We start from the raw sequence: 24846 nt of genomic DNA on the forward strand, positions 1-24846 counted from the left end.
CCGGGACGCGCGCCTGAGTGCGCCGCGCGCGCTGCCGGATGCCATCCTGCGCGGCGGTGAGAGGCCGCGCTCGCCGCTACCTGCGCATCGGCGGCACTGGCAACGCGCCATAGGGGCCGACGAGCGGGCAGCAGACGACGTGCTCCTTCGCGCGGCCAAACCGTACGAGCGCCGAATGCCCGCGCCCACCCCTGCAGCTTGCCAATCCGCACAGGCCGCGCCACGCTTGCGCGATCGTCATCCCCGCAAGGACGTGCAGTGTCCACCGTGATCGAAACCGCGCGCCTGCGCCTGCGCTTGCTGGAGCCGGACCGCGACGCCGCCGCGATGCTGGCGTTGCTCAACGACCCCGGCTTCCTGGCCCACATCGGCGACCGCGGCGTGCGCGACGAAGCCCAGGCGCGCCGCTACCTCGCCGACGGCGCAGTGCTCAGCTACGCCCAGAACGGCTTTGGCCTGTATGCCGTGGAACGCCGCGACGACGGCGCCTGGCTCGGCGTGGCCGGCCTGGTACTGCGCCCCACCCTGCCCTGTCCGGACCTGGGCTACGCCCTGTTGCAGCCTTACGCAGGCCACGGCTACGCCAGCGAAGCCGCGCGCGCTGTCCTGGCGTACGCGCAAGGCACCCTGGCGCTGCCGCGTCTGTGCGCGATCGTGGCGCCGGACAACGCGCGCTCGACACGGCTGCTGGAAGCGCTGGGCTTCGCTGCGCAGGGCCGCATGCGGATCGCCGCGGATGCGCACGAGGTCGAGCTGTACGCACGCGACCTGTCTGCCTCGAACTAACGACCGGGAGCTTGAACCGTGGATGCCCTGGAATCGCTGCAGTTGCTGGCGCGCTACAACCAATGGATGAACGAGCGCCTGTATGCGGCCGCGGCGACCCTGCCGGAACAAGCGGTCGCGCAGCCACGCGGTGCGTTCTTCGGCTCGCTGCTGGGCACGCTCAACCACCTGGTGGTGGCCGATACGATCTGGCTGCAGCGCTTCGCCCAGCATCCGGCCCAGTACCCGGCGTTGAGCGCGATCGCCGCCACTCCGACTCCCGCCGCGCTCGACGCAGCGCAGGCCACGACCCTGGCTGCGCTATTGACCAAACGCCAGGCGCTGGACGCCACCATCGCCACCTGGATGGCGCAGGTGAGCGCCGCGGACCTGGACATCACGCTGCAGTACCGCAACACCCGCGGCGACACCCATCGCCGGCGCTTCGGCGATGTGCTGCTGCATTTCTTCAATCACCAGACCCACCACCGCGGCCAGGCCACCACCCTGCTCAGCCAGGCCGGCGCGGAGGTGGGGGTGACCGATCTGCTGATGTTGATTCCGCAGATGGAGACCGAATGAGGATCGATGCAGCCGCCGGCTGCGATAACCGTACGCGCCAGCCGTAGTGGAGACAGCAAGACCCGAGCGCCCAGCGTTGCCGCGCGGCTGGAAGAAACCACTCGCGGCATCGCCTTCGGCGAGTCGCTGACACGGCCATGATGCCGAAGACTCTCTAGCGACACGCGCCAGCGCACGGCCGCGACAGCCTCCTGAACAACGGCGCTATGCCGTATCGCCCTGCGCCTGCAATGCGGCGACGATCTCGCGCAGCTCTGCCACCTCGGCTTCCAGCGCCTGCACCCGCGCTTCCAGCTCGTCGTTGCCGGACGCGGCCGGGCGCACCTTGAACGACGCCGCCAACGCCTCCGCATCGATCGGCCCGCCGAGCAGATGCATATAGCGGTCCTCGCGCTGGCCGCTGGCGCGCGGCAACTGCACCACCAACTGGCGCTGCGCCAGGCGCTCCAACTGGTGCCGTACGTCCTCGGCATCGGCGAACCGCGCCATGCGCTCGGCCCGCGCCAGCAACTCGTTCGCCGTCTGCGGGCCACGCAGCAACAGCAGCCCGATCAGGATCACCTGCTGTTGGGTCAGATCCAATGCCGCTGCCAAGCGATGCTCATAGCGCACCGCGCGCGAAGAGAATTGCTGCCGCGCCAACCCGTGCCCTTCCAACTGGCGCAGCGCATGCTGCACATCGCCCGGACTCAGCGACAGCACCGGCTCGCGCGAGGTCTTCTGGTTGGCGGCCACCACCGTCGCGTTGACCGTGAGCGGATACGCATCCGGTGTGGTGGCCTCTTTTTCGATCAGGCAGCCCAGCGCACGAGCTTCGACGGCGGAGAGAACGGGGGGTGGCGGCGCATCGGTCGTCATCGTGGAATGCCTGCAGCAGGGGCGGCTAGGATAGCCCGGCATGCGGCATCAGCTGGGATTTCCCTGTCACCCTGCCATGCAGGCAGCGCTTGCAGCACCATCTTGCGGTCAGGTTGTAGCGCACTGCCTGGCAGATGCAGCGACAGTCCCTGCCTCCCATCCTCTTGCCTGGAGCCATGCCCGGTTCATGGCGCGCGGCATAGATTCGCCCACGTCGCGAGTCGCCGCAGCTGCACGGAGTGCCCCACATGTCGATCGCCGCGTTGCGAGTAAGCCTCGCCATCGCCGTCCTTGCGCTTTCCGCATTCGCACCGGCCGATGCAATGCAGCGCCTCTGGCCGACCCAGCAGCAATGGCGCCAACTCGGCACCGGCAACGACGCGGCTGCCGCGCAACTGCGCCTGGCCGACGCGGCGCTGCGCGATACCGCGCACCCCATCGCGGTGCTTAGCACCGCCGGCCGGCTGAAAGGCGACCCCGTCAAGGCAAGCACCGAAGCCAGCCTGGGCGACATGCGCAAGATCCAGGCACTGGCCGTGGCCTATGACCTGACCAGCCAGGAGCGCTATGCGAAGAAAGCCGGCGACTATCTCGGACGATGGGCTGCAGTGAACCAGCCTACCGGTCAACCCATCGACGAGACCGGCCTGGAGCCGGCGATCTTTGCCTATCGCATCGTCAGGAAGTCGCTGCCGACCGGCACCCGCGATGACGTCGACGACTGGATGCGGCGCATTGCGCGCGCCGAGATCGCGTCGCGCGATCCCAAGCGCAAGACCGCCACCAACAACTGGCATAGCCATCGCTTGAAGACCGTCGGCCTGATCGGCATCGCGCTGGACGACGGCGCATTGATCGCCTACGCCAGGGATGGCTTCAAGCAACAGATCGGCGACAACCTGCGACCGGACGGTCAGAGCATCGACTTCATCGAGCGCGATGCGCTGTCCTACCATGTCTATGACCTGCGCCCCCTGGTGACACTGGCCTTGGCCTTCTCCGAGCGTGGCGACGACCTGTATCACTGGCAGGCCCGCAACGGCGCCTCGCTCGCGCACAGCGTGCAATGGCTGCTGCCTTACCTCCGCGGCGAAAAGGCCCATGCCGAATTCGTCGGCAGCGACGTCGCCTTCGACAAGGCGCGCTCGCGCAACGGAGAGGCGGGCCATGTAGTCGGCAGCGCATATGCGCCTCGCGACGCTTTGCCGTTGCTGGCGTTGACGGCCGCCTACGATCCCGATAGCGCACGCCTGGCGACGCAGCTCGGTGGCAGCACAGCAGACCTGCGCCTGGCTTTGAGCTTGCTGCCGACGCGGCCGCTGTCGAGCGACAATTAGAGAGGCTGGTCGACCGCGATGCCATCGAAGCATTGGCACGCTATTGCCTGTCTGCGCCGTGACGCCGATGAGGATCAGATCACGGCTCGAAAACAGGGATCAGAGTCTATTTTCCCCGCTGTCAGTTTGACCTTCGGCTGTCTACGCCCGCGCAGGGGGCCGACACGACGGTCGAGCCGGCGATCAATAGCCGCAAGGAAGGGGCTGTTAATCAGCGCACTTTGGCGCCATATGTTCCAACGGATGTGAGGGAGAGGGACACTCTGAACCCCGATCTTCCCCGCCCCTCCCCTGATTTTCCGAAAGTACACTCTGACCCCAGTTTTCCGCTCAGGGTAGCAAAGATCCTGCGACTGCTGGCTGAAGGTCCGGGCTAATCAGGTACTCTATTTACCTACATATCGACACCCAGCCGATCTGCAACTTCTCTCAGGCGCATAGACACCTTCAGAATTTCATCTTTATTAAAACCACAATATATCGGAAGGGAATTCTCCGCCACATTCAGTGCAAGGGCCAATCCGCATGCAATAAAGTATCGCAGTTTTATCCGTGACCTCGAGATTAATAGGGTAAAAATTTATTGATCAGCTTGTTCATCTCTTAGGTGTCCGCTTTTTAATGGCGGCTTCCCAGCCAACGCCAGCTTTACCTTTATCGGCAACAGGGGTCAGACTGCATTTCTCCTCCTGTCACTTGACCTTCGGCTGTTTACATCCGCACAGCGCCGCCGATACGACTGCCTAACCGGCGCTCAATTGTCGCAGTGAAGGGGCTATTACTCAGTGCATGTTTTGTATTCGCCGCCTTCCTACGCATACAGCGCTTCGGAGTGTGCCTGCGACATACACAACAAACCCACAGGGTTGACTGAGGTGGTGACGCTACGCTAGGAGTTTCTACGCTCTTTGGCCAGAATGATGCCGCTAGTTTTGGGGATGGCAACTGGTTGGGGCTGTAATGTGAAGGTGAGTTTTTTTGTGAATCTGACTCCGTTATCCCGCGGCTTTGCTCTGACCCTGTTTCGCTGACACCGGTTTCACCTATGTAAAAAAGGAACCTCAGCCTCTGACCCCGACATTCTAAAGAAGTCCGGGACTATTCATAGAAATCCTAGAATACTTAAATCATGTTTGAACTCATGAATCTCATTTTCAGGAATTCCTTTAATCATTTCTTCTAGATCATTATCCAAAAGCAAATTGCAAATCCTATCTTTATGGTATTCAGCTTGCACTGGATGCCAGCACGACAAAACAAAACTAATGACCTCTAGCATCAAATACTCTAAAGGAGAATCAAAACTACCTTCCCCCCCCGCATATCCATCATATACGTCAGATGCGATCTGCTCTAGATTCCACTTCTCTTTATCCTTATTGGAAGGCAACGGACCGTGATCTCGACAGCCATCCCAGTAATTCTCTAGAACCCAGCTCTTAATTTGAAAATAGGATGCTCGATCTTGATTCATAATTAAATACCTTTAGGAGGCCTCAAAACAACATCATTGTTATCCAAAATATTAACAGAAATGTTAGGATATTTGGCTTTAAACTGTTCAACAACCCCCATGCAACTACTGCACGCGGCTCGCTCTGTAAATATAGTAACAGAACCTCTCGCCGCCACGTTGTCACCAAGCTTTTGAGCAATATTATCTAGAATTTTGGCCTCGGAGTCGCCCGCTCTTGATATTAAAACGCCGGATTTATTTGGAACAATCTGAGTTTGGAATATTCCCGCTCCCTCACCAACAATACCTTTCGCCTGTTGTTCCGCAGTTGGGTTATTAATCCTACTATGCGCTGCCATCTGAGAAGGCATTCCGTCAATATTAATATCAGCCACAGCCATGTTTCCGTCGCCTTTCAGCCTAGAGGGCAAAGTGGCACGGATATCAGAAATCTTCTGAGCCATCGGCGCTGTATCAATTGCTGTTGCAGTTCCTGTTGTTCCTCTAGCCACTCGGGAAGCATCGATAACTGTCTCACCAGTGTGCTCCAACGATTTACCCACCGAGCCGACAGGGACCACACTGGCAACAAAATTCATCGCTGCATCATTAACGACAGTCTTGTAGTCGCCATCCGACAACGATACCCATGTCGCGCCGGGTGGACCGAAGATGCCAAGCTGCCCCAGCTTACGGAGATCATTCTTCTGAACGAAGCCGACCATTGTGTTCAGGTCTTGTTCGCTCCATTGCGAGACATCCGCTGGCCTCGTAGCGCGCCACTCCTGATACTGGCCTTCAAGCCTCAGATCAGATGCAACCGACAGATAGTCTTCCGGCTTGATCGACTGTCCAGCGGTAAACTTCGTCCCCAATACCTTATCCGTCACCTTGGACAGAAAATTCCCGCGGTACGGGCTGTCATAAAGCGTTGGATCGTAGAACTGGCTTAAAGTCGCGGTGAAAGCCTGCTGAAGTTCACCCTTCTCGTTGACGAACCCAAGATTGACCTTCGCCGCCTCCGTTGCGAGCCAGTTGGCAGCCGCTTGGTATTTTGCAGCGTCCTGACTTCTGGTCTTCTTTTGTTCCTCGTTATCAATCTGATCCAAGGTAGAAGTAACTAGCAGTTGGACCGCTTCCTTCTCGCTGATGTTTGCATACTTCGCATAGTCATCAGCCTTGGCCGCAATAAAGCTAAGTTCGACCGGATGCAGCTGCCGGTTGAACTGTTCGCCGGCGAGTGCAGTATTGGCTCCGGCCTGTTGACCAACCAGTCCACCCAATGCGGCACTACCCAGCTCCATCAGGCTCTTGAATGTCGCATCGTTCGGCGAGAGTCCCTGAGCGAGCAGGTAGTCAAACATCGCCTGCTTTGCTTTTTCGGATACGGCGGCGCCAAGTGCTCCGCTGAGGGCATCGCCACCACCAAGCGCTGCTACCGCCGCACCGGTGACGCCATGCAACAGGGTTTTCGCAGTTCCGCCATCACCCCAGCTCGCCAAACGCGACAGTGCGTCGTCTATTCCCGCCTGATCGCCGGCCGCCTGGGCCTGGGCCAAATCTGTTTGTGCCTTATGTTGCATGGCTACAGCAACATCGCCCGCCACACGGAACCCGACCTCGCCCGCAACCGCCGCCAGTTCATTTTGCTCGGCCAGCTTCTTCTGATCGAAGATTTCCTTCAGACCCGATTGCTGCAGTTCGTCCGCCGCGCGGTCCAATCCAGCCAACGCGGACTGATCACCATTGCGAACCTCGACGGTTCCCGCGGCAATGTCACTCTTCGTTGTGCTGCTGCTATTGCCGCTGCTATTACCCAGCATGCTCAACGCGGTACCAGCGGCAACGCTGGCCATGCTACTGCCCGAACCACCCGCCACAGACACGCCGCTGCTCTTGTACTCGGCTTCGTTCTTCAAGTCCTCGACAGTGAGGCTGTCGGTGGACAAATGGTTGAGCGACGCATCGGCCGTACTGGCGATCGCACCGCCAATCAGATGGGTATTGCCACCGACGGTAATATTGAACCCGCCCTCTCCCGCCTGGATCCCACTCTGCTCCTTGACGCTGGTGTAACTGCTGTTGACCTTCTGCTGGCTATAGCTGCCGCCACTGCCCGAGCCGGTGGCAAGCGTAACGCTCGCCTGCTGTTGCTTGCTCTTGTACTCGTTCTCGTCCTGTTCGCTCTGGATCAGCAGGTTGCCGCCGACATTTGCCAGGACCTTGTCGCCAATGGCTTGCGCGCCCTTGATCGTGGTGTCGTTGCCGCTGGCCAGGGTCAGTGTGTCGTTGGCGGTGACAACGCTCTCGGTATGCAGGTCGCTGTTGCCCTTGGCGCTGCCCTTGCCGGCCGAGACGGTCAGGTAATAGCCCGTCGTTGCACCGACGCTGAAGCCGATCTCGCCGCCAGCGTTCTTGTTCTCCGACTTCGTCGTGTTGTTTTCCTGCTGGCTCAGCAGGTTGAGATTGTTGGCCGCCGCCAACGCCACGTTGTCGCCGGCGATCTTGCTGCCAATGACGTTGAGATCGCCGCCGGTGGCAGCGATGGTGACATTGCCGTCGCTGAGGATGCGGCTGCCTCCCGTGGTCTCCTCGTGCGTAGTGGTCTTGCTTGAGGAACTGCTTGCGCCGATTCCGATACGCAGGCTCACGCCTGTGGCATTGGCTGCACCTTGGGCACCGTCTGCGGACGCTGTGCCGGCTTTCGTTGTATTTCCAGCAACTGCTTCGCCGTTGTAACCCTTCAGGCCATTGCTGGCCAAACCGGCAGCATCGCTGATCGAGTAACCCGCTTTGACCGCGTATAGCGCCTTGAGCCGATCATCTTCGACCTCGGAGCCACGCTCGACCGCACCGTAGGCGGCTTGCACCGCATCGACCAAGGCGCCGCTCAAGCCAAGCGAGATACCCGCACTCTGCTGCTTGGACGTCTGCACAGTGTCCACGCGGTTCTCTGTCGCGGCGATGGTCACTTCCTTGCCAACGATGGCCGTACCGGTCTTGCTCAGCACGTCGCTGCCGGTGATTGAGAGCGCGTTGCCGGCAGTCATCGTCACCGAACCGTCGGTGCTGCCGACCAGGCTGCCGCTGTTGGTGATTTCGGTGGCGTCCAGCGTGTCGGTCTTCTTGCTGGCGCCCAGCGTGACGCTGAAGCCGCCGCCGCTGTACAGGCCGGTCTTCTTGACCTGCTTGTCATGCTCTTCGCTGTGCTCGTTCTGCGCGGTCTCCAGCGTCAGGTTGTTTCCTGCGGCCAGCACCACGTCGCCGGTGCCGGCGACCTGTGCGCCTTGCGACAGCAGGTTGTTGCCGGCAGCGATCTGCACGCTGTCGCCGCTGAGCGTGGTCGCCACTGCCGTGCTGTCGTGCCACTCGTCATGCGTGGTGGTGGTCTTGCTGGACAGGAAGCCCTTTTTCTTCTTCTGCATGTCCTGTTCGGCGTCGTGCTGCTCCTGCGTGGCGAGCAGGTTGACGTCGTGGCCGGCGGCCACGCTCACTGCACCGGTGTCGGTGTAGACCTTGGCCGCGGTGAGGTTCACGTCGTGGCCGGCCTGCAGGGCGATGTCGCTGCCGACCGTGAACTCGGTACCGTGCACGGTCTCGTCGGTGGTGCTGGTGGTCTGCTTGAAGCGCTTGCGCGTCTCCAGCGTGTCGCTGCTGTCCACCGTGGTCAGCGTGGTGCTGTTGATGTCGTTGCCGGCGACCACCGCCAGGCCCTTGCCGGCGTCGAGCTTGGCCGCGACCAGGTTGACGTCGTTGCCGGCGCTGAGGATCAGGTTGCCGCCGGCGGTCAGTGCCTGCTGGTCGAGGTCCTGGGTGGTGGTGGTCGTGGTGACCTTGGTCTTGCCCTGGCGGGTGTGGTCGGTGGTGGTGGTGCTCTCGCCCAGCACCGAGGTCACGTTCAAGTCGTGTCCGGCCGCAGCAATCAGGTCGCCACCGGCCTTCACTTCCGCCTGGCGGATGGTGATGTCGTTGCCGGCCGCCAGTTGCAGGCTGCCGTCGGTGACGATGCTGGTGCGCACCGTGGCCTTGCCGTTGGCATCGGTGATCGGGGTCAGCGACAGGTCGTGGCCGGCCTGCAGTGCGGCGTCGCCGCCGGCGGTGATGGCTACGCCGTGCAATTGCAGGTCGTTGCCGGCGAGCAGCGACAGGTCCCGACCCACCGTCAGGCTGGTGGCGTCGCCGCCGCGGGTGAGCCCGCTCTCGTTGCGCAACGCGGTGGGCTGCAGCACCAGGTCGTTGCCCGCCTGCAGCGCGGCGCTGCCGCCGGCCTGCACGACGGTGCCGGTGAGGGTCAGATCGTGGCCGGCGTTCATCAGCAGGTTGTTGTCGGCGCTGATGCCGGAGCGGAGGTCGCCCCCGGCCACCGCATCACGGGTGGTGCTGAGCAAATCGTTACCGGCGCTCAGCAGCACGTCACGCCCGGCGATCTGGCCACCGAGGTTGAGCAGGTCCTGCTTCGCCTGCAATGCCACCGTGCCGGTGCCGGCGATGCGGCCCTGGTTGAGTAGGGTGCCGGCGGTGGCGCTGACGTTGACGCCGCTGATCGAGCCGCTGTTGCTCAGGCCAGCAGTGGCGTTGAGCGAGACGTCGCCGTTGTCGCTGGCGATCAAAGCGCCGTCGCTGCGCAGGGTCAGCGCGGTGCTGGACGACAGGTACACCACCGGCACCAATACCTTCTGGCCCTGGTACTCCTGTTCGACCATCCACACGATGTCGTGGGTCAGCGCGGCGACCTGTTCGGCAGTCAGCGCGACGCCGACATCCAGGTGCAGCGCGCCGGCCTCGGCCACGGCGCCGTCCAGCAGCGCGCGGTACTGCGCCACGCCGTCGTCGTAGTTGCCCAGGTAGCGGCGGCCGGTGAGCTGGGTGATCTGGTCCAGCACCAGGCGCTGTTCGTAGAAGCCGTCGCCCAGGCGGGTCTGGGTCCACTCCGGATCCACGCCGAGCTTGTCGAGCAGGTAGTCGCTGCTGATGAAGTTGTCGTAATTGACGAAGCGCGGATCGGTCTCGATCAGGTAGCGACGACCGGGGCCGGCGTTGCGGTTGGCGTTGACGCCGGCCAGGCCGTTGGCGGCGCGGCCCAGTGCGTTGACGCTGGCGCCGTTGGCGCCGACCAGGCGGTACAACCCGCCGATGGGCAAGGTGATGTTGCCGAGCGGAGCGCCGATGCCGCCGACCACTTGCGGCACGTTGCCGGTACCGGGGTCGATCTGCTGGCGCTGGCCGGCGACGTTGGCGCCGGCCAGCACGGCCTGTGCGCCGCCGGCCTGGATCTGGCTGCGGGTGGCATCGCCGCTGCCGGCGAGCGCCGCCTGTACGCCTTGCGCCTGAACATCGGCCGCGGATGTCTCGACACTTTTCACCAGCGAGCCCTCGCCGTCGGCGATGCGGATCGGGCCGATGCTGGCGCTGACGATGCGGTTGCTGACCGTTGCACCGCCTGCGGCCGTGCCGGCCTGCGCCTGCACGGCTTTATTGCCGACGCCGCTGGCGCTCTGCGCGCTGCGGCGGTTCAGTGCCGTGCCTTGCGTGGCGTTGAATGCGGCGCCGCCGATGCTGCGCCCATCGCTACCGACGGCGCCGTTGCTGATGGTGGCGCCGTTGATCGACACGCCTTGCCCACCGGTCATGTTGGCGGCGAGGGCGATGTAGCTGGAATCTACGGTAGTCGAAGAGATCGGTTTTTCTTCTTCATCGTAGTAGCACACCATGCGCTTGCCGTTGGACGTCTGTGCGCAATCGTCGACCACGCCCCTGACAACGTGCTCGACATCGGATTGTTTGACTACCTGCTTCAGCGCAAGCGCCTGATTGAGCACCGACTCGTTGCCAGCAATCATGCTGTCGGCCATTCCGCCCACACCACGTTGATTGACCAGCAGCGAACCGGCGGCAGCGATGGTGGAAGCGTTGTTGGTGACGCTACCGGACAGCGCAATGTTGCCCCCTGCGACGATGCGGCCTTCGGCGCTTGCCGCCAGCAAGCTCTCCCGTTCTTCGACGGAATACTGCCGATATATTCCTGGCTGCTTGCCTTTATAGGGAAAACGAGCCGAGGTATTGGCCGGCATCTTGATGCTTCGCGCCTCGATGAGCTCGCTCGGCATCGACGCATTCGCCGCGGCCTTCTCGGCATCCGATAGCGGTCCGGTCTTGGTGTTAAGCACGCGCCGCCGGTTGTTGAGTTGATTTGCCGCAATCAGGATGCTGCCATCGGCCTCGATGCTGCCGGACAGGTTGTTGACCACGCCGGTGCGTGCAGTGAGCGTGCCACCGCTGTCACGCGCGCCGCCGATGGCGATGTTGCCGAGGCTGAAGATCCTGGCGTCGCGGTTGAGCAGTTGGTCGCGGACCAGCAAGGTAATGCCGTTGGTGGCGCCGATCAGCGCCGAACCGTAGGCCGCGTTGTCGGTGACGCCGCCCAGGTCGGCACCGTTGACCAGGGTGCCGGTGTCCACCAGCACGTTGGCGCCGACCAGGCTGCCGGTGTTGTAGACGCTGCCGGCCGTGAGCTGCAGATTGTTGCTGGCGGAAATGTCGCCGGCGTTGTCGATGGTCCCGCCGGCATTCAACTGGGTGTTGCCTGCCTGCATCGTGGCGCCGGCGCCGTTGCTGATGTTGTTGGCGGTCACGCTCAGGCTGCGCCCGGCCTTGAGCGCGGAGGCGTTGGTCATGTTGCCGCCGACGCTGAGGCGGAAATCGCCATTGCTGGTGATGTCGGCGCCGGCGCGGTGGGTGTAGTCGCTGCGCACGGTCAGGTCGAGCAGGTTCTGCGCGAGGATGTTGCCGCTGCCGTCGAAGCCGACGGTGTCGATGACCACGTCGCCGGCGCCGCCGACGCTGCTGCCGGCGCCGATGCGGCCGCCGCTGTTGCTCAGGCTCTGCAGATTCAGGCGCACCGCCTGCTCGGCCTTGATGGTGCCGCTGCGGTTGTCGAGCGTGGCGCCGGAGCGCTGCAACAGGAAGCTGTTGCCGGCGTAGATGTTGCCGCGCTGGTTGTCGAGTGCGTTGGTGTTGGCGACGAGATCGCCGCCGGCCACCAGCTGGCCGTCGCTGTTGACCACGCTGGCGGCGTTGAGCACGACGCTGCCGCGTCCGCCCAGGCTGCCGCCGGCATTGCGCAATTCGCCGCCGGTGGTGAGCTGGGTCAGGCCGCCGCCGTTGTTGGCGATGCTGCCCTGGCTGTTGTCGATGCGGCCGCCGGACAGGGTCATCGCATTGCCGCTGTCGAGTTGGCCGCCGCTGTTGAGCAGTGCGCCGGTGACCGCGACGTTGAGATCGCGGCCGCCGCCGATGCGGCCGCCCTGGTGGTTGTCGAGTTGGCCGCGCGCGGTCAGCGCCAGGTCGCGTCCGGCCTGGACGGTGCCGGCGCTGTTGCTGAGGTTCTCGGCGCCGACGCTGGCGTCGTTGCTGGCGCCGAGCAGGCCGCCATCGTTGTTCAAGGTATGCGCGATGTCGGCGCGCAGATCGCCGCCGGTACCGCCACTGGCGATCGCCTGCAGCGTGCCGCTGCGGTTGTCGAGACTGTCGGCGCGTACGGTCAGGGTGCCGCCGGAGGCCTGCAGCACGCCGCTGCGGTTGTCGAGCGCGCCGCCGAGCTGGGTGTTCAAGCTGCGTGCCGACACGCTGCCGCCGACATTGCTCAGGCTGGCCGCGGTCAACGTGGCGTCGCCGGCGGCGGCGATCGCACCGTTCTGGTTGTCGATGCCGGCATTGGCGCCGAGTTGCAGCTGGCCCTGGGTCAGGAGGCGGCCGCCGGCATTGGCGACGGCTCCGCCGATGTTCAGCGTCGCGGTGCCGGTGCCGGCGTGTTCGATGCGCCCCTGCGCATTGTTCAGCGATGCAGCGCTGAGGCTGAGATCCTGCCCGTTCGTGGCCAGCTTGCCGTTGCCGTTGTCGAACGCGCCGGTGATGGCGATGCGGGTCTGCCCGCTGCCGCTCTGCACCAGGGTGCCGCCGGTATTGCGCAACGACGCTGCACCCAGGTCCAGGCGCGCGGCCTGCATTTGACCGCCGATGTCGTTGAGCGTGCCGTTGTCGAGACTGCCGCCGGCGCGCACGGTCAGCAGACCGCCGGCGAGCAGGTCGGCGCCGCGATGGTCGAGGCCGTTGCTCGCGGTCAGGCTGGCATCGCCGCCGACGCGGGTGCTGCTGCCGGCCAGGTTGAGTTGGGTCGCCTGCGCGGTGAGGTTGCCGGCGGCGATCAGCTTGCCGCTGGCGCTCAGGGTGCGGTCGGCATGCAGGTCCAGCGCGCCGCTGCTGCCGAGGCTGCCGTCGCTGCGCACGCCGGCCGCGGCGACGCCGCCGATGGCGATGTCGCCGCCGCGCAGGCTCAGGTTGCCGCTGGACAGGGTCTGCCCGGCGTTGTCGATGCGCTGCGCCTGCAAGGCGACGTCGCTGCCGTTGACGGTGCCGCGCTGGAGCAGTGCGGCATCGCTGGTCAGGGTGAGCTGATTGGCCGAGAGCGTGCCGGCCACGGTCAGGTCGCCGTGCGACTGCAGTTGCAAGGTGGTCGCGGCGCTGAGCGCGCCGGTCTGCGACAGTGCGCCGCCGGCTTGGGCACTGAATGCACCGGCCGCGGCCAGCGTACCGCCCAGCGCGAGATCGCCATGGCTGACCAGCGCCACGTCGCCGCTTTCGCTACCGAGCTGGCCGCTGCTGGCGACGCTAGCCGCTTCCACGCGCAGCGCGCTGCCGGCGATCAGGTCGCCGCGGTTGTCGACGGCGCCGCTGGCGGTCAGGCCCAGGCGCTGCAGGCCGTAGCTCTGCCCGGTCTGCTGCAGCGAGCCGACGTCCAGTTGCAGGCGCTGGCGCGCGCGCAGCGCACCGGCGTTGTCCAGCGCGCCGCTCACGGTCAGCGTCGCATCGCCTTGCGCGGCGAGCAGGCTATTGGCGGCGTTGTCGACGCTGGCCGCGCTCACTATCAGATCGCTGCCGGCCACGACCTGCGCGGCGTTGCTCAGCGCGCCGCCGGCATTCACGTTCAGCGTTGTCGCGGCCTGGGCGATGCCGGCGAGCGCGAGATCGCCGCTGCTGGTCAGCGCCAGCGTGGTGCCGGCATCCAGCGTGCCCTGGCTGTCGATGCGCGCGCCGGTCAGTGCGAGCGCGCCGACACTGTGCAGCACGGCCTGGCTACCGGTGCTCAATGCGGCGCCCGCGCTCAGCGACGCGGCCTGGCCGGCGTTGGCTTGCCCGTCCACGCGCAGGTCGCGCTGCGCCTGGATCTGCAGCGACTGCATGGCCGTGACCTGGCCGGTGATGGCGATATCGCGCCCTGTGTGCAGGTCCAGCACTTGCGCGCTGAGCGTGCCCGACTGCAGCAGATCGCCTTGCGCTTGCGCCTTCAGTTGCGTCGCCGCAGCGACGACTCCACCCAGCCGCAAATCGCCCTGGCTGGTCAGCGCGACCTGGCCGGTCTCGCTGCCGAGCTGGCCGCTGCTGGCGATGCTGGCGGCGTCTACCTGCAGATCGCGCTTGGCGATCAGGTCGCCCTGGTTGTCCACCACGCCGTTGGCGCGCAACGTCAGGCGATCGCCCGCGTAGGCCTGGCCGCTGTGTTGCAGCGTGCCGACGTCGAGGGTCATGGCCTGCCCGGCCTGCAGGCTGCCGGCGTTGCTGACCGTACCAGGCGTGGCGAGTTGCAGCGCGCCCTGCGCGGCCAGCGTGCCGCTGGCGGCGTTGTCGATGCTGTGCGCGGCGACGCTCAGGTCGCGGCCGGCCACGATCTGGCCGGTAGTGCTCAACGCTGCACCGGCATCGAGCGCGATATCGCGCTTGGCCTGGGCCACGCCGGCGATCGCCAGCGCACCGTCGCTGCGCAAGGTCAGGTCGGTGCCGGCATCGAGCGTGCCGCGGCTGTCGATGGCGCCGCCTTGCAGGGTCACGGCCGCCGCGCCTTGCAGCACGGCGGGCGTACCGGTGGCAATGCTGGCGCCGCTCAGGCGCAGGTCGCCGCCGGCCAATGCCTGGCCATCGACGCGCAGCGCGCGCTGCGCCTGCAGCTCCAGCGCGGCAGCGGTCTGCGCGCCACCGGCGACGCTCAGGTCGCGGCCGGCGGCGAGCGTGGCCGACTGCGCCTTGAGCGCGCCATCCACCTGCAGATCGCCGAGCGCGCTGGCGCTCAGCGCCTGCGCGGCGATCACGCTGCCGCCCAGTTGCATGTCGCCCTGGCTGCTCAGCGTCACCTGGCCGGTCTCGCTGCCGAGCTGGCCGCTGTTGCTGAGGCTGCCGGCGTCGATGCGCAGGTCGCCGCCGGCGATCAGCGTGCCGCGGTTGTCCAGCGCGCCGGCGCTGTGCAGATCCAGCGCCTGGCCCGCATACAGCTCGCCGCTGTGCTGGAAGCTGCCGGCCTGCAGCAGAAGGGAATTCTGGCCGCGCAGGCGGCCGGCGTTGTCGAGCAGGCCGGCGACGCGCAGGTCGAGCGTGTCCGCCGCAGCCAACGTGCCGGTGGCGCGGTTGACCGCACTGGCAGCGCTCAGGTGCAGATCGCGACCGGCGACGACCTGGGCGCTGTTGTCCAGCGCAGCGCCGGCGTCCAGCACGACATCGCCGCCGCCTTGGGCGATGCCGGCCAGGGTCAGCTGGCCCTGGCTGCGCAGGCGCAGATCGGTGCCGGCGTCGAGTGCGCCGCGGCTGTCGATCGTCGCGCCGTCGAGCGTGATCGCCGCGGCGCTCTGCAACACGGCGTTGCCGCCGGTGGCGATGCTCGCCGCGCTCAATTGCGCAGCGCCACCAGCCACGGCCTGGCCATCCAGACGCAGCGCGCGCTGCGCCTGCAATTGCAGGTCCGCGGCACTTTGCAGCGAACCGGCGACGCTCAGATCGCGCCCGGCGCTCAACTGCAGCGACTGCGCCTTGGTGGTGCCGCGCTGTTGCAGATCGCCGACCGCCTGCACGCGCAGCGTGGTCGCCGCGATCTGGCTGCCGTCGAGCTGTACGTCGCCACGGCTATCGACCAGCAGCTGTCCATCCTGGCTGCCGAGCTGGCCGCTGCTGGCGACGCTGCCGGCGGCCACGCGCACATTGCGCTTGGCGATCAGGTCGCCGCGGTTGTCGAGTGCGCCATCGACCTGCACGGTCAGCGTGTCGCCGGCGTAGGCACGGCCGCTCTGCTGCAGGCTGCCTGCGCTCAGGTTCAGCGCCTGTCCGGCCTGCAGCGTGCCGGCGTTGTCGAGTGCGCCTTGCACGTGGGCATCGAGCGCCGCCTGCGCCGAGAGTTCGCCCTGCGCCCGATTGGTCGCACTGGCCGCGCTCAGGGTCAGATCGCGGCCGGCGAAGACGCGGGCCTGGTTGTCCAACGCCTGATCCGCCCGCAGCGCGACATCGCGCCCGCCCTGGGCGATGCCCGACAGAGAGAGGGCGCCGCTGCTGCGCAGGCTCAGATCCGTGCCGGCATCCAGCGCGCCGCGGCTGTCGATCGTGCCCGCGTCCACCTGCAGCGCCGTGGCGGTCTGCACCACGGCGTCCTGGCCGAGCGCGACGCTGGCGCCGCGCATGCCCAGATCGCCGCCTGCGACCGCCTGGCCGCCCACGTTCAACGCGCGCTGCGCCTGCAGCTGCAGCGTCGTCGCGCTGCGCAGCGTGCCGGCCAGGGTCAGATCGCGGCCGGCCTGCAACTGTGCCGATTGCGCCTGCACGCTGCCGCGCAGTTGCACGTCGCCGAGCGCGGCGGCGCGCAGCCCATCGGCCGCTACCACGACGCCATCCAGGTTCAGATCGCCGCGGCTGTCGAGCGCGAGTTCGCCGCGCTGGCTGCCGAGCTGGCCGCTGCTGGCGATGCTGCCGGCGGCGATGCGCACGTCGCCGCCGCCGACCAGGTCGCCACGGTTGTCCAGCGCATCGGTCGCGGCGAGGTCGAGGCTCGTGCCCCCGTATGCCTTGCCGGTTTCGGTCTGGGCGAAGCTGCCGGCGCTCAGGCGCAGGGCGCCATCGGCATGCAGGCTGCCGTCGTTGCGCAGTGCGGCGACACTGGAGATGGCGGCATCGCCGCTCGCCGACAAGGCCGCACCGCTGGCGTTGTCCAGGCTGCCGGCGGCCACCGCCAGGTCGCCCCCGGCGATCACCTGCGCCTGGTTCTGCAACGTTGCGGCGCTGTCCAGCGCGACGTCGCCGCGCGCCTGCAGCGTGCCGGCCAGGCGCATCGCGTTGGCGCTGCGCAGAGACAGCGTGGTGCCCGCGTCGAGCACGCCGGACTGGTCGATGTCCGCGCCTTGCAGGCGCAGCGCGCCACCGGACTGGATCTGCCCGGCCTGCAGCAGCGCGCCTTGCGCATGCAGATCGGCGTCGCCGCCCGCGGCGATCGTGGCGGAACTGCGCAGTTGCCCATCGGCGCTCAGCTGCAGTGCGCCGTCGGTCTTCAACGTGCCGTCCAGCAGCGCGTCGCCGCCGGCCTGCAGCTGCGCGCTGGACGCGCTGAGCGTGCCGGACTGGTGCAGTTCGCCCGCGGCCTGCGCCGTCAGCGCCCCCTTCGCCGCCACGGCGCCGTCGAGCGCGAGATCGCCGCGGCTGTACAGGCTGGTGGTGCCGCGCTGGCTGCCGAGTTCGCCGCTGCTGGCGAACTGCGCCGCGTTCACGCTTAGCGCATCGCCAGCGACCAGGCTGCCGCGGCTGCGGGTGGCGCCGCTGCTGGCGATGTCCGCATTGCGGCCGGCATAGCTGCTGCCGTCATTCGCGAAGGCCGCCGCGTCGATCCGCAGGTCGCGCCCGGCGTACACGGTGCCGGCATTGTCCAGCGTACCGGCGGTCGTCAGGGCAACGTCGCCGCTGGCGGACAGCACGCCGTTGGCGCGGTTGCCGATCGCCGCCGCAGCGATGTCCACGCGGCCGCCGGCGCTGAGCTGGCCGGCGTTGTCGAGGCGGCCGCCGGCCTGCAGCGCGGCGTCCTGCCAGGACTGGACCAACCCGGACAGGCGCGTGTCGCCGTCGCTGCGCAAGTCCAGGCCAGTGCCCGCATCGAGCGTTCCCGCGGCATCGATCCGCGCCGCCTGCACGCTCATCGCGCCACCGCTCTGCAACGTCCCGGCGCTCTGCAGCCAGCTGCCGCCGGCATGCAACGTCAGCGCAGCGCCGGCGTAGGCCACGCCGCTGTTGCGCAGGGCGCCGCTCGCGTCCAGGCTCAACGCGCCGCTGCTGTACAGCGTACCGCCGGCATCGAGTTCGGAGCCGAACAGGCTGATCGCGCCGGCGCTGCTGCGCCCGCTGTGGTCGAAACTGCCGCTGGCGCGCGCGTCGAGCAGGCCGCTGGCGACGGTGTCGCCGCTCAGGCTCAATTGCGCGGCGCGCAGTCGCACGCCGGCCTGCTGCGAGCCGAGCGTGCCCTGCTGGGTCAACGCGCCCGCGGCGCGCAGGTCCACGTCGTCGCGGGCGACCGTGGTACCGCTCAGGCTGAGCTGGCCGGCGCTGTCGATCTGCAGGCTGCCGCTCTGCGCGGCCAGGGTGCCGCGGCTGACCACGCCGACGCCGGCTTCGGTGGCGATCAGGCGGATGCGGTCGGCGTACATGCCGCCGAGATAGGCCACGTCGATGCCGATCGACGGCGCCGCGCCATCGCTGCCCGGCAGCAGCTCCAGCAGCATGCCGTCGTAGCCGATGCGCTGCGCGCCGGTGCTGGCGAGCAGGTCCTTGGCCCACACCGAGCCGTCCACGCTGAGCTGCCGCGACAGCAGATCCAGGCGATCGACGTTGGACGCGTCCAGGCCGTTGCTGCCGATGCCGAGCACGCCGCCGGTGATGCCGAAACCGTTCAACGCACCGTCGCTGCCGAGTTGCGGCGCGCCGGTGGCCAGGGTGACCCGCGAGGCGTTGAGGAAGCCGCAGCCGTCGCAGCTGATGCCGTTCGGGTTGGCGATCACCAGTTGCGCCCTGGCCCCGGCGATTTCGGTATAGCCCTGCAGGCGGCTGGCGCTGGAGGTGACTTCGTTGAGGATCAGCGTGGCCGCACCGCCGTTCTTCAGGTTGTCGTTGCCGGCGATGTAGCCGCCGAGTTCGGTCTTGGAGATGTTGGCGCTGTTGTTGAGGATCAGGCCGTTGCTGCCGACGTCGAAGCGCGAATAGCGGTTGTGCGAGACGCCGCGCGCGTTCGGGGCGACGATGTCGACCACCGGCACGCCGTTGGCCGCCGCCTGCTGGCCAGGCTGTTGCCCGCCTGGATTGGCGACCGGCACGACCTGCGCATAGAGCGGCAACGAGGTCCAGGTGACGGTGCAGCACAGCAGCATCGCCACGCCGCGCTTGAAGCGGTCGGCCATCGTGGTGCGCACCCCAGCGGAATCCTTGTCCATCGCCATTTCTCTCTCGTCGCGCCATGGGCGCTCAAAAAAACAAAAACCCGGTCCGCCAGGCGGCGGCCCAGGGTCAGAACTGATAGGTCACACGCACGCCGTAGGCCGGCTGCGCGGTATCGAAATCGCGTGGCGCGTGCAGATCCCAGCCGGCGAAGCCGTCCCAGCTGAGTCCGCCGCGCGCGCCGCGCACGCCGACGAAGGCGCCGACCAGGCTGCGTCCGTCCTGCCCGCTGGCGCTGGGGCCACCGATGCGGCCGGCATCCACGCCCAGGTACGGGACGATGCCCAGGCGCTGCACCGGCAGGTTGAGCGTGTTGCGCCAGTACGCGCCGCGTTCGGCACCGAGGGTGCGTTCGCCATCGAAGCCGCGCACGCTGTAGCGCCCGCCGATGCTGATGAACTCCGAGCCGAGCAACAGCTGCGAGGCAGTCTGCGCATGCAGGCTGCTGTCCCAGCTGGCGGCGACGCTGCCGAGCTTGAACGGCAGCCCGGTGCTCACATCCAGCGTGGTGACGCCGTAGCGGAAGCTGGGGAAACCCACCGCCGGGTCGTAGCCGGTCCATTGCCCGTCGAACCAGGGCGTGCCGCGGCGGTGCGCCAGGCGCAGGTCCAGCTGCATCGGTCCCAGGTAACGGCGATGGCTGAGGTAGGCCTCGGCGCTGGTGGTGTGGCGGCGCTGGATGCCGATCTCGATGCCGTCCAGGTAGCTGCGCGCCTCGCGCTTGGCCACGACCACGCCGGCGGTGGTCTTGCTGCTGCCGTTGCGATGGACGACGCGCTGCAGGTCGAGCTGGGCACTGTTGGATTCGCCGCTGGACTGGAAGCTCTGCAGGTAGCCGTCCACGCGCTGGTGGTAGCGGTAGGACGACAGCGACAGCGCGAACGTCCACCAGCCCCAAGGCACGCTGTAGCTGAGGCTGTTGCCGCGCGTGCCGCGCTCGGCGCCGTTGTCCACGAGGTCGTGGTTGTAGCCGATCGACAGCAGGTCGTTGATGCCCAGCGGCGCGTCCAGCGCGAAGTCGATCCCGCCCTGCGCGCGGCCGGTGGCGCGCACGCCGGAGTCGTCGGCGTTGAGCACGCTGCGCCAGCGCCGGCTGTGCTGCAGGGTGATCACTAGGTCCGATTCGCCAGGCTGCTCGCCCGGGGCGATGTCGATCTTGGCGTCCTGCGAGGGCACCCGCTTGAACTGCTCCACGGCCTGCTCGATCGCGCGCAGATCGACCAGGTCGCCCGGCCGCAGCGGCAAGGCGCTGCGCCAGAACGCACGGCCATCGGCAGACTCAACGCGGACCTGGCGCAAGCGGCCGGGCATCAGCTCGAAGCGCAGGCGGCCGCTGGACAGGTCCTGCTCGGGCACGCCGATGCGGGTGGTGACCAGGCCGCGTGCGACCAGCTGGTCGAGCGCGCGGCGGCGGATCAGATCGATGCCCTCGCGGCCGATGCAGCGCCCCTGGTACTGGCGCAGGGACAGCCACAGCCAGGCGAAGCGCGCGCCATCGGCGCCGGCACCGCCCAACTGGATGCGCTGGATCGGGAAGCACAGGGTTTCGGCGGGCAGCGCGATGCTGCGCATGTCGGCCGGCGCCACGGGCTCGCGCGGGCCGGCGAACGGCGCCTGCCGGTCCTGTTCCTGCTTGCGCTGCACCTCTTCGGCCTGGCGCAGCTGTTCCTGGCGGTCCAGCGTGGTCGGCAGGTCCTGGGCCTGCGCCGGCAACGCGCGGCCTGCGCAGGCGCATACCGCCAACGCGGCAAGGACGGTTCCCTTTCTCAACGACACCACGGTGGTTCCCCTGTTACGCATCCGGCGTTTCCCTGCCTGCGCAGGGCGTCGATCGCATCCTTCCGACTGGCGCTGCACCTCGCGTGCATGCGGGGCGAACTGTGGTGCACACCACACGACTGGAGAATCCGGGTCTCCCCGACACGCTGTCGGGAGATCCCCTAACGTCTGCGGCGTTGCGTGACGCAGACCCCGTTCGATTTGGAACCTCGTCCACCTCGGCTACATTTGTCTACGGTTGTGTACACGCGTGACGAGGCGTGGGCGCCTTGGCCCGGACGCCGGGTGGGCGTGTCCGTCCCGTCACGGCAACGGCCGCAACCCGCTAAAATCGGTCGATTCCCCGCCTAGGTTTCCGCGCCCGATGACCCCGATCGCCCGCACCGCACTGGCCTGCGCCGTGCTCGCCCTGTCCGCCTGCAAGCCGCAGGCGCCGGCCACCGATGCCGCGGCGACGCCGGCCGCCAAGACCGCCGACGCCGCCGTGGCCGGCGACGACAACCTCAACGCGGTGCTGTGGATGCAGCGCTCGGCCGAATACCGGGCCGTGGCCGAGCAGACCTACCGCGCCGCCGCCGATCGCCTGGATGCCGCGCTGAAGGAGCCGAACTGGGACGCGCTGGTGCCGGAGGAGCGCGGCAACGCGGCCACCGGACTGAAGCCGGCGGTGGTGATGGACGTGGACGAGACGGTGCTGGACAACTCGCCGTACCAGGCGCGGCTGATCCGCAACGGCAAGGAGTACGACGAGCTCAGCTGGGACCAGTGGGTGGCCGAGAAGAAGGCTAAGCCGATCCCCGGCGTGGTCGATTTCGCCAAGGCCGCCACCGCCAAGGGCGTCACCGTGCTGTACGTGTCCAACCGCGCGGTGCACCTGACCGACGCGACCCTGGCCAACCTGCGCAGCGCCGGCCTGCCGGTGGCCGACAACAGCGTGCTGCTGGGCCTGGGCACGGTGGTCAAGGACTGTGAGCAGAACGGCTCGGAGAAGAACTGCCGGCGCAAGCTGGTCGGCCAGCAGTACCGCGTGCTGATGCAGTTCGGCGACCAGCTCGGCGATTTCGTGCAGGTCGTGGCCAACACCCCGGACGGCCGCGCGCAGCTGCTGCAGCAGTACCACGACTGGTTCGGCGAGCGCTGGTGGATGCTGCCCAACCCCAGCTACGGCTCCTGGGAACCGGCGCTGTTCAACAACGACTTCGCGCAGCCGCGCGCCGCGCGCCACCAGGCCAAGCGCGACGCGCTGGAGCTGGCGCAGTGAGCCGCGCGCCGCTGGCGCTGGAGGCGCGCGAACGGCTGATCTTCGCCCTGGACGTGCCCGGCCGCGCCGAGGCGATCGAGTGGATCGAGCGGCTCGACGACGCGGTGGCGTTCTACAAGATCGGCATGGAGCTGCTGGCCTCCGGCGAATACTTCGACGTGCTGGAGACCCTGGCCGCGCGCGGCAAGCGCGTGTTCGTGGACCTGAAGTTCTTCGACATCCCGGCCACCGTCGGCGGGGTGATCCGGCGCCTGTCGCAGTGGCCGGTGGACTACTGCACGATCCACGGCTGGCACCCGGCGATGATGCAGGCCGCGGCCGCCGCCAACGGCGGCGACATGCGCCTACTGGCGGTGACCGTGCTGACCTCGATGGGCCGCGCCGACCTGGCGTCGATGGGCATCGACCGCGAACCGCAGGACGTCGTGGTGGAACGCGCCCTGGCCGCGCAGGCCGCCGGCATCGACGGGGTCATCGCCTCCGGCCAGGAAGCGGCGCCGATCCGCCGTGCCACCGGTGCCGGCTTCTCGATCGTGTGTCCGGGCATCCGCCCCGGCGGCCCGGTCGGCGACGACCAGCAACGCACCGTCGGCGTGGCCCAGGCCTTCGCCGATGGCGCCGATGCGATCGTGGTCGGCCGCCCGATCCGCCAGGCCGCCGATCCGCGCGCCGCGGCCGAAGCGATTCAGCACGAGATCGCCGCGACCCTGGCGCATGCGCCAGCGCGCTGATCGATCAATAAATATCAACGACTTAGCCAATAAAACTTAAACCATTGCATTAGCTGCACACTGCCGGTAGCATGCGCAGCGTCCGGCATTGCCGGAGATGCGCCACAAACCGTTCTCCGGCTTCGGTCGGATTTTGAAGAGGCCCGCGCCTTGGTGCGCGAGGCCTCTTTTTTTTACGCCCGGCACGCGATCCGGGCAGCCCGCTCAGCGTGGCGCGGCGGCGCAGTAGCGGTCGATGAAGGCCTGATGCGGCGGCATCGCGTCCACGCAATGGCCGATGGTCTGCTCGATGCTGGCGACGAAGCGTTCGATGTCCGCGGCCGGCACCTGGTCCACCAGCGGGTGGTAGGCGCGCGGCAGGATGCCCTGCCCGACCATCACCTGCACCCAGCTGATCTCGGCGAACATTTCCTCGCCGTTGCGGTAGAAGCGGCCGCTGTCGGCGAACAGGTCCAGCGTCGCCTGCAGCTCCGGGGTGATCGCCATGCTGCGGCACTGCCGCCAGAAGTCGCTGTCGTCGCGCTCGGTGGCGGTGTAGTGCAGCACCAGGAAATCGCGGATGCGGTCGAACTCGAAGGCGATGCGGTCGTTGTAGCGCTGCACCAGCACCGGGCTGATGCCCTCGCGCGGGAACAGCTCCAGCAGCTTGGAGATGCCCGACTGGATCAGGTGGATGCTGGTGGATTCCAGCGGTTCCATGAAGCCGCTGGCCAGGCCCAGCGCGACCACGTTGCGGTTCCACACCTGCTTGCGGCGCCCGGTGACGAAGCGCAGCGGGCGCGGATCGGCCAGCGCCGCGCCGTCCAGGTTGGCCAGCAGCGTGGCTGCGGCTTCGTCGTCGCTGATGTGCGCGCTGGAATACACGTAGCCGTTGCCGGTGCGGTGCTGCAGCGGGATGCGCCACTGCCAGCCGGCCGCGCGCGCGGTGGCGCGGGTGTACGGCGTCGGCGGGCCGACCTTGGCGCAGGGCACCGCCAGCGCGCGGTCGCACGGCAGCCAGTGGGTGAAATCGTGATAGCCGGTGTGCAGCGCCTGTTCGATCAGCAGGCCGCGGAAACCGGAGCAGTCGATGAACAGGTCGCCGGCGATCGTGTCGCCCGAGGCCAGCCGCACCGAGAGCACATCGCCCGATTCCGGATGCAGCTGCACCTCCTCGACGATGCCTTCGCGCCGGGTCACCCCGCGCTGCTCGGAAAAGCGGCGCAGGAACGCCGCGTACAGCGAGGCGTCGAAATGGTAGGCGTAGGCGATGTTGGCCAGCGGCGAATTGGGCGGCGCGTCGCTGGCCGAAGTCATGAACTTGCCGCGCTTGGCGGCCACGGTGTTGAGCGTGTAGGCGCCCAGCGGCTTGGCCTTGCCGGCCAGCGCCTGCTTGAACCAGTACTGCTGGAACGGCAGCAGCCCGAGCGAATGCCCGATCTCGGTGCCGAAGCCGTGGATGTAGGAGGTGCCCGGCCGGTGCCAGTCGACGAACTCGATGCCGAGCTTGAAGCTGCCCTGGGTCTGGCGCACGAACTCGGCTTCGTTGATGCCGAGCAGATTGTTGAAGGCCTTGATGTGCGGCACGGTGGCCTCGCCGACGCCGACGATGCCGATCTGTTCCGATTCGATCAGGGTGATGCGGTAGTCCGGGCCCAGCACGCGCGCCAGCGCGGCGGCGGCCATCCAGCCGGCGGTACCGCCGCCGACGATGACCAGATTGCGGAGAGGGGCGGCGATCATGCGTGCGCGGTCCTGTGCGGAAAGAGGGGAGTATCCGATACGCGAACGGGGCCAAGCGGCCCCGTCCGGAAA

The 24846-nt window shown here is 67.2% G+C and carries 10 protein-coding genes; 5 read left to right on the plus strand and 5 right to left on the minus strand.

The features are described from left to right. Positions 1-258: 258 nt before the first annotated feature. Complete coding sequence (locus H9658_RS16000; RefSeq protein ID WP_191826091.1) at positions 259-786, plus strand: GNAT family N-acetyltransferase; 528 nt, start codon at positions 259-261, stop codon at positions 784-786. 18 nt (positions 787-804) lie between these two features. Continuing rightward, positions 805-1347: a DinB family protein gene (locus tag H9658_RS16005; RefSeq protein WP_191826092.1), complete on the plus strand. Its 543-nt coding sequence runs from the start codon at positions 805-807 to the stop codon at positions 1345-1347. 204 nt (positions 1348-1551) lie between these two features. On the opposite strand, the gene H9658_RS16010 is transcribed toward H9658_RS16005, so the two are convergent. After that, a complete protein-coding gene (locus H9658_RS16010) occupies positions 1552-2205 on the minus strand; it encodes a YceH family protein (RefSeq protein WP_191826093.1) in 654 nt (217 codons plus the stop codon). A gap of 248 nt (positions 2206-2453) precedes the next feature. Here H9658_RS16010 and H9658_RS16015 point away from each other — a divergent pair, with 248 nt between their 5' ends. After that, the gene (locus tag H9658_RS16015) at positions 2454-3542 is read left to right on the plus strand and encodes an alginate lyase family protein (RefSeq protein ID WP_225210028.1); all 1089 of its coding nucleotides are present in this window, start codon (positions 2454-2456) and stop codon (positions 3540-3542) included. 1102 nt (positions 3543-4644) lie between these two features. Here H9658_RS16015 and H9658_RS16020 read toward each other — a convergent pair. The 3 genes from H9658_RS16020 to H9658_RS16030 form a co-directional block, all read right to left on the minus strand. Next, complete coding sequence (locus H9658_RS16020) at positions 4645-5016, minus strand: hypothetical protein (RefSeq protein ID WP_191826094.1); 372 nt, start codon at positions 5014-5016, stop codon at positions 4645-4647. A gap of 2 nt (positions 5017-5018) precedes the next feature. Then, the gene (locus H9658_RS16025; RefSeq protein WP_191826095.1) at positions 5019-19277 is read right to left on the minus strand and encodes a two-partner secretion domain-containing protein; all 14259 of its coding nucleotides are present in this window, start codon (positions 19275-19277) and stop codon (positions 5019-5021) included. A 73-nt stretch (positions 19278-19350) separates the two neighbouring features. Next, the gene (locus H9658_RS16030) at positions 19351-21081 is read right to left on the minus strand and encodes a ShlB/FhaC/HecB family hemolysin secretion/activation protein (protein WP_225210029.1); all 1731 of its coding nucleotides are present in this window, start codon (positions 21079-21081) and stop codon (positions 19351-19353) included. A gap of 343 nt (positions 21082-21424) precedes the next feature. On the opposite strand from H9658_RS16030, the gene H9658_RS16035 reads away from it, so the two are divergent. Then, on the plus strand, positions 21425-22321 hold the full coding sequence (locus H9658_RS16035; protein ID WP_191826096.1) for a 5'-nucleotidase, lipoprotein e(P4) family: 897 nt from the start codon (positions 21425-21427) through the stop codon (positions 22319-22321). After that, positions 22318-23052 (plus strand): orotidine-5'-phosphate decarboxylase, encoded by a 735-nt coding sequence (gene pyrF / locus H9658_RS16040; protein ID WP_191826097.1) that lies wholly within the window; start codon positions 22318-22320, stop codon positions 23050-23052. Before H9658_RS16035 ends, pyrF begins: the two co-directional genes overlap by 4 nt. Positions 23053-23256: 204 nt before the next feature. Here the strand turns inward: pyrF and H9658_RS16045 are convergent, their stop codons facing one another. Next, on the minus strand, positions 23257-24774 hold the full coding sequence (locus tag H9658_RS16045; RefSeq protein ID WP_191826098.1) for a tryptophan halogenase family protein: 1518 nt from the start codon (positions 24772-24774) through the stop codon (positions 23257-23259). Between the last annotated feature and the right edge of the window lie 72 nt (positions 24775-24846).

It is taken from the genome of Xanthomonas bonasiae (assembly GCF_014836395.1).
Classification (GTDB): domain Bacteria; phylum Pseudomonadota; class Gammaproteobacteria; order Xanthomonadales; family Xanthomonadaceae; genus Xanthomonas_A; species Xanthomonas_A bonasiae.